Genomic DNA, 6,000 nt, shown 5'->3' on the forward strand with positions numbered 1-6,000 from the left:
GACCGGGTCGCGCCTTCGCGGGCAAGCCTCGCTCCTACAGAAAGCGGGTTTTGGTGTTTGGCGGGCATGAAAAAGGGAGGCCATCTGGCCTCCCTTTTTCAGTGCGATTCGCCGTTACAGGCTGGCAATCCGCGCATGCTGCTCGGCCAATTTGCCCAAAGCCTGTTCGGCTTCAGCCAGTTTGGCGCGTTCCTTGTCGATGACTTCGGCCGGAGCCTTGTCGACGAAACCGGCGTTGGACAGTTTGCCGCCCACCCGCTGGACTTCGCCCTGCAGGCGCAGGATTTCCTTGTCCAGGCGTGCCAGCTCGGCGGCCTTGTCGATCAAGCCGGCCATTGGCACCAGCACTTCCATCTCGCCCACCAGCGCGGTGGCGGACAATGGTGCTTCTTCGCCGGCCGCCAATACGGTGATCGACTCCAGGCGGGCCAGCTTTTTCAGCAAGGCTTCGTTCTCGGTGAGACGACGCTGATCTTCGGCGCTGACGTTTTTCAGGAACAGGTTCAGCGGCTTGCCCGGACCGATGTTCATCTCGGCGCGAATGTTGCGCGTGCCGAGCATCAGCGTCTTCAGCCATTCGATGTCATCTTCGGCGCCCTGATCGATGCGCTCTTCATTGGCCACTGGCCAAGGTTGCAGCATGATCGTCTTGCCTTCGATGCCAGCCAGCGGCGCGATGCGCTGCCAGATTTCTTCGGTGATGAACGGCATGAACGGGTGTGCCAGGCGCAGCGCGACTTCCAGCACCCGAACCAGCGTGCGACGCGTACCGCGCTGACGTTCGACCGGCGCGTTTTCGTCCCACAGCACAGGCTTGGACAGTTCCAGGTACCAGTCGCAATACTGGTTCCAGATGAACTCGTACAAGGCTTGCGCCGCCAGGTCGAAGCGGAACTGGTCGAGCTGACGGGTCACTTCGGCTTCGGTGCGTTGCAGCTGCGAGATGATCCAGCGATCGGCCAGCGACAGCTCAAAGGCTTCGCCGTTCTGGCCGCAGTCTTCGCCCTTGTCCAGCACATAGCGCGCGGCGTTCCAGATCTTGTTGCAGAAGTTGCGATAGCCTTCGACGCGGCCCATGTCGAACTTGATGTCGCGACCGGTGGACGCCAGCGAGCAGAAGGTAAAGCGCAGGGCGTCGGTGCCGTAGCTGGCGATGCCGTCGGCGAACTCGTCGCGGGTCTGCTTCTCGATCTTCTTCGCCAGCTTCGGCTGCATCATGCCGGAGGTGCGCTTCTGCACCAGTTCTTCCAGCTCGATACCGTCGATGATGTCCAGCGGGTCCAGGACGTTGCCCTTGGACTTGGACATCTTCTGGCCCTGGCCGTCACGTACCAGACCGTGCACATAAACGGTCTTGAACGGAACCTGTGGCGTGCCGTCTTCATTTTTCACCAGGTGCATGGTGAGCATGATCATCCGGGCAACCCAGAAGAAAATGATGTCGAAGCCAGTCACCAGCACGTCGGTGGAGTGGAATTTCTTCAGGAATTCGGTCTGCTCGGGCCAGCCGAGGGTGGAGAAGGTCCACAGCCCCGAACTGAACCAGGTGTCGAGAACGTCATTGTCCTGTTGCAGCGCAACGTCCGGGCCGAGGTTGTGCTTGGCACGTACTTCGGCTTCGTCGCGACCGACGTAGACCTTGCCCGACTCGTCGTACCAGGCCGGGATCCGGTGGCCCCACCACAACTGACGGCTGATGCACCAATCCTGGATGTCGCGCATCCACGAGAAGTACATGTTTTCGTACTGCTTGGGCACGAACTGGATACGGCCGTCTTCAACGGCAGCAATCGCAGGCTCGGCCAATGGCTTGGTCGACACGTACCACTGGTCGGTCAGCCACGGCTCGATGATGGTGCCGGAGCGGTCGCCCTTGGGTACTTTCAGACCGTGATCGTCGACGCTGACCAGCAGGCCGGCGGCGTCGAATGCAGCAACGATCTGCTTGCGCGCTTCGAAGCGGTCCAGGCCGGCGTATTCGGCCGGGATCTTGCCGTCGATGCTTTCGTTCAGCGTGCCATCGAGGTTGAACACCTGGCAGGCGGGCAACACAGCGGCGTTCTTGTCGAAGATGTTCAGCAGCGGCAGGTTGTGGCGCTTGCCGACTTCGTAGTCGTTGAAATCGTGGGCCGGGGTGATTTTCACGCAGCCGGTGCCGAATTCGGGGTCGCAGTAATCGTCGGCAATGATCGGGATGCGGCGGCCGACCAGCGGCAGCTCGACAAATTGGCCGATCAGGGCTTTGTAGCGTTCATCGTTCGGGTTCACGGCGACGGCGGCGTCGCCGAGCATGGTTTCCGGGCGAGTGGTCGCGACGATCAGGTAATCGTTGCCTTCAGCGGTCTTGGCGCCGTCGGCCAGCGGGTACTTCAGGTTCCACAGGAAGCCTTTCTCGTCGTGGTTTTCCACTTCGAGGTCGGAAATCGCCGTGTGCAGCTTGGTGTCCCAGTTGACCAGGCGCTTGCCGCGATAGATCAGGCCGTCTTCGTGCAGGCGCACGAACGCTTCTTTCACCGCTTCCGAGAGGCCGTCGTCCATGGTGAAGCGCTCGCGGCTCCAGTCCACGGACGAGCCGAGACGGCGGATCTGACGGCTGATGTTGCCGCCGGACTGATCCTTCCACTCCCAGACTTTCTCGAGGAATTTTTCGCGACCCAGATCATGGCGATTCTGGCCCTGGGCTTCGAGTTGACGCTCCACCAGCATTTGCGTGGCGATACCGGCATGGTCGGTGCCCGGCTGCCACAGGGTGTTGCGACCCTGCATGCGGCGGAAACGGATCAGGGCGTCCATGATCGCGTTATTGAAGCCGTGACCCATGTGCAGGCTGCCGGTGACGTTCGGCGGCGGGATCATGATGGTGTAGGACTCGCCCGCGCCTTGCGGGGCGAAGTAATTCTCTGACTCCCAGGTGTTGTACCAGGAAGTTTCAATGGCGTGCGGCTGGTAGGTCTTATCCATGCGCGGCGGGACCCTATTGGCATTTATTCAGGAAAAGCCGGCAAGTATAGCGGGGCATGGGGCAGAGGGCGAGTTGATCGCGGGATGAGCTGACTATCAGCCATTGCACAAAAACAATGTGGGAGCCGGGCTTGCTCGCGAAGGCAGCCTGTCATCCAACACAAATGTTGCATGTTACTGCCTCTTCGCGAGCAAGCCCGCTCCCACATTGGAATGGTGGTGTCTATTCGTACTGGCTGAGCAGCCGATCCATCCGCGCAGCGAGCCGGCGTTTGATTTCGGTTTCGATGTGCGGGGCGAAGTCGTCGATCACGTCTTGCATGATCAGCATGGCGGCGGAGCGCAGTTCTCCGTCCAGATGCAGCAGGGCGTCCGGGCCTTTATCGGCCGCAGGTGAAGGCTCGGCGGCAGGGGTGGGTGGCGTCGGTTCGGCTGTAGGCTGGGAGGCGCTGACCGCATCGAACAACATCGGAATCTGTTCCTGGTCATCGTCCTCGACCGTATCGGTCAGCAGGGGCGGTTGCAGGTTGTCGTCGCCGAGCAGTTGCCGGATCGACTCGAGGTCGTCCAGCAGGTGCGCGGACTGTTGCTGTTTTGGAGTGTCCATCGGAATGCTCAGAGTCGCTGTAGACGGTGATCTTGCAGAGGATAGCCCTGTTCGCGGTAGAAGCGGAAACTCTCCCGCGCGGCCTGACGAATTGTCGGATCTTCAACCACCACTTCCGCCACGCGGGCGAATTGCCCGGCGAAGGTCGGGATTTTCAAGTCGAGGTTGACCAGCAGATCCTGGTGCAGACCGCAGTCATCGCCAAGGCCGAGCACGATCACCCCCTCGGGCTCGCTTTCGGCGGGACCATGAGGCACGAAGCTTTCGCCCTTGAAGGCCCACAGGCGCGCATCGAGATCGTCACGCTGGGCGGCATCGCTGCAATGCAGGTAGATGCGGTGGCCCATGCGCCAGGCTTTCTCGGTGAGCTTGCAGGCGAAATCCAGCCGCGCCGACGGATCGGCGCTGGGCAGGATGTAGAAGTCGACTTTGGTCATTGCGGTTCCTGGAATCAACTTCCGCGGAATCTGTAGGAGCGAGCTTGCTCGCGAAGGTCGTCAACGATTACGCGGGAAACCAGGTTAATCGCGGCGATCTTGAGTTTTTCGCGAGCAAGCTCGCTCCTACAGTGGTCAGTGAGCGATATTTAGGCTTTGGCGCGGTCCAGCAGGTATTGGGTCAGCAGTGGAACCGGACGGCCAGTGGCGCCCTTGTCCTTGCCGCCACTGGTCCACGCCGTGCCGGCGATGTCCAGGTGCGCCCAGTTCAGGTTCTTGGTGAAGCGCGACAGGAAGCAGGCCGCGGTGATGGTGCCGGCTTTCGGGCCGCCAATGTTGGCGATGTCGGCGAACGGGCTGTCCAGCTGTTCCTGGTACTCATCGAACAACGGCAGTTGCCAGGCGCGGTCGTCGGCGGACTGGCCGGCGCTCAACAGTTGGCCGATCAGTTCGTCGTTGTTGCCCAGCAGGCCCGAGGTATGGGAGCCCAGTGCGACGACGCAAGCGCCGGTCAGGGTGGCGATGTCGATGACCGCTTGCGGCTTGAAGCGCTCGGAGTAGGTCAGGGCGTCGCACAGCACCAGGCGGCCTTCGGCGTCGGTGTTGAGGATTTCCACGGTCTGGCCGCTCATGGTGGTGACGATATCGCCAGGGCGCGCAGCGTTGCCGCTCGGCATGTTCTCGGCGCAGGCCAGGATGCACACCAGGTTGATCGGCAGTTTCAGTTCGAGCACGGCTCGCAGGGTGCCGAAGACGCTGGCGGCGCCGCCCATGTCGTACTTCATTTCATCCATGCCGGCGCCTGGTTTCAGGCTGATGCCGCCGGTGTCGAAGGTGATGCCTTTGCCGACCAGTGCGTACGGCTTCTCGGATTTCTTGCCGCCGTTGTACTGCATGACGATCAGGCGCGGTGGCTGGGCACTGCCCTGGCCGACGGCGTAGAACGAGCCCATGCCCAGGTCCTTGATCTTCTTCTCATCGAGGACTTCGACTTTCAGGCTCTTGAATTCCTTGCCCAGGTTCTTGGCTTGTTCGCCGAGGAAGGTCGGGTGGCAGATGTTCGGCGGCAGGTTGCCCAGGTCGCGGGTAAACGCCATGCCATTGGCGATGGCGGTGGCATGGGCCACGGCGCGCTCGACTTCGGCCTGGGCTGCCTTGATGGTCACCAGGGTGACTTTCTTCAGGGTGCGAGGCTCGGCTTTCTGGCTCTTGAACTGATCGAAGGAGTATTCGCCGTCCACCAGGGTTTCGGCCAGCAGGCGGGTCTTGCCGTAGCTGTCACGGCCTTTGACCGCGACTTCGTCCAGGGCCAGCACGGCATCGCTGCCGCCCAGGCCTTTAAGGGTATTGAGGATGCCGGCGATGATCTTGCGGAACGGGCGGTCGCCCAGCTCTTCGTCCTTGCCCACGCCCACCAGCAGCACGCGTTCGGCCTTGAGGTTCGGCAGGCTGTGCAGCAACAGGCTCTGGCCGACCTTGCCGGCCAGGTCGCCGCGCTTGAGCACCGCGCTGATGGCGCCACCGCTCAGTTCGTCGAGCAGGCGAGCAGTAGCGCCAAGCTTGCGGCCTTCGCCAACGGCGACTACCAGCGTGGCGGTCTTCAACGTTTCTGGGTTAACGCTTTTTACAACCAGTTCCATGTCCGGGTCCCTGAATGAATGGTCAACAACGCAAGCGTATGAACTTGCTTATAAATAGAAAGACGCAAGACGCGGTCTGCGACAAAGGCCGCAGTTTGAACCTCGCTGCCCGCGCCTGACAACCCTTGGCCTTACGATTGTAGGAGCGAGCTTGCTCGCGAAAAACCCGAGGCCGCTGGGGGGGATCAGGCTACCTGCGTTATCGTTGACGTCCATCGCGAGCGAGCTCGCTTGTATGTTTAGACTTGAAGGGGTGGGCGGGACTAAAAGCTCGATTCCGACTCTGACCAGTACGGACCGTGGGAGACTTCTCGTCCCGCCCTTTCTACCCGAAGCGCCGATAAGGAATTCATCG

The 6,000-nt window shown here is 61.4% G+C and carries 4 protein-coding genes; all 4 read right to left on the bottom strand.

Annotated features, from left to right (window positions below; all coding sequences use genetic code 11):
- Positions 1–114: 114 nt before the first annotated feature.
- Entirely contained in the window at positions 115–2,961 is a 2,847-nt protein-coding gene (locus BZ163_RS29085; RefSeq protein ID WP_128873783.1) for a valine--tRNA ligase, read from the bottom strand.
- 223 nt (positions 2,962–3,184) lie between these two features.
- The gene (locus tag BZ163_RS29090) at positions 3,185–3,568 is read right to left on the bottom strand and encodes a DNA polymerase III subunit chi (protein WP_128873784.1); all 384 of its coding nucleotides are present in this window, start codon (positions 3,566–3,568) and stop codon (positions 3,185–3,187) included.
- Between the two features lie 8 nt (positions 3,569–3,576).
- A complete protein-coding gene (locus BZ163_RS29095) occupies positions 3,577–4,005 on the bottom strand; it encodes a DNA polymerase III subunit chi (RefSeq protein WP_128873785.1) in 429 nt (142 codons plus the stop codon).
- 149 nt (positions 4,006–4,154) lie between these two features.
- Positions 4,155–5,645 carry a leucyl aminopeptidase gene (locus BZ163_RS29100; protein ID WP_128873786.1) on the bottom strand — a complete coding sequence of 497 codons (1,491 nt, stop codon included), beginning with the start codon at positions 5,643–5,645 and terminating at the stop codon, positions 4,155–4,157.
- Positions 5,646–6,000 lie beyond the last annotated feature (355 nt).

It is taken from the genome of Pseudomonas sp. VI4.1, assembly GCF_002029345.1.
GTDB lineage: Bacteria > Pseudomonadota > Gammaproteobacteria > Pseudomonadales > Pseudomonadaceae > Aquipseudomonas.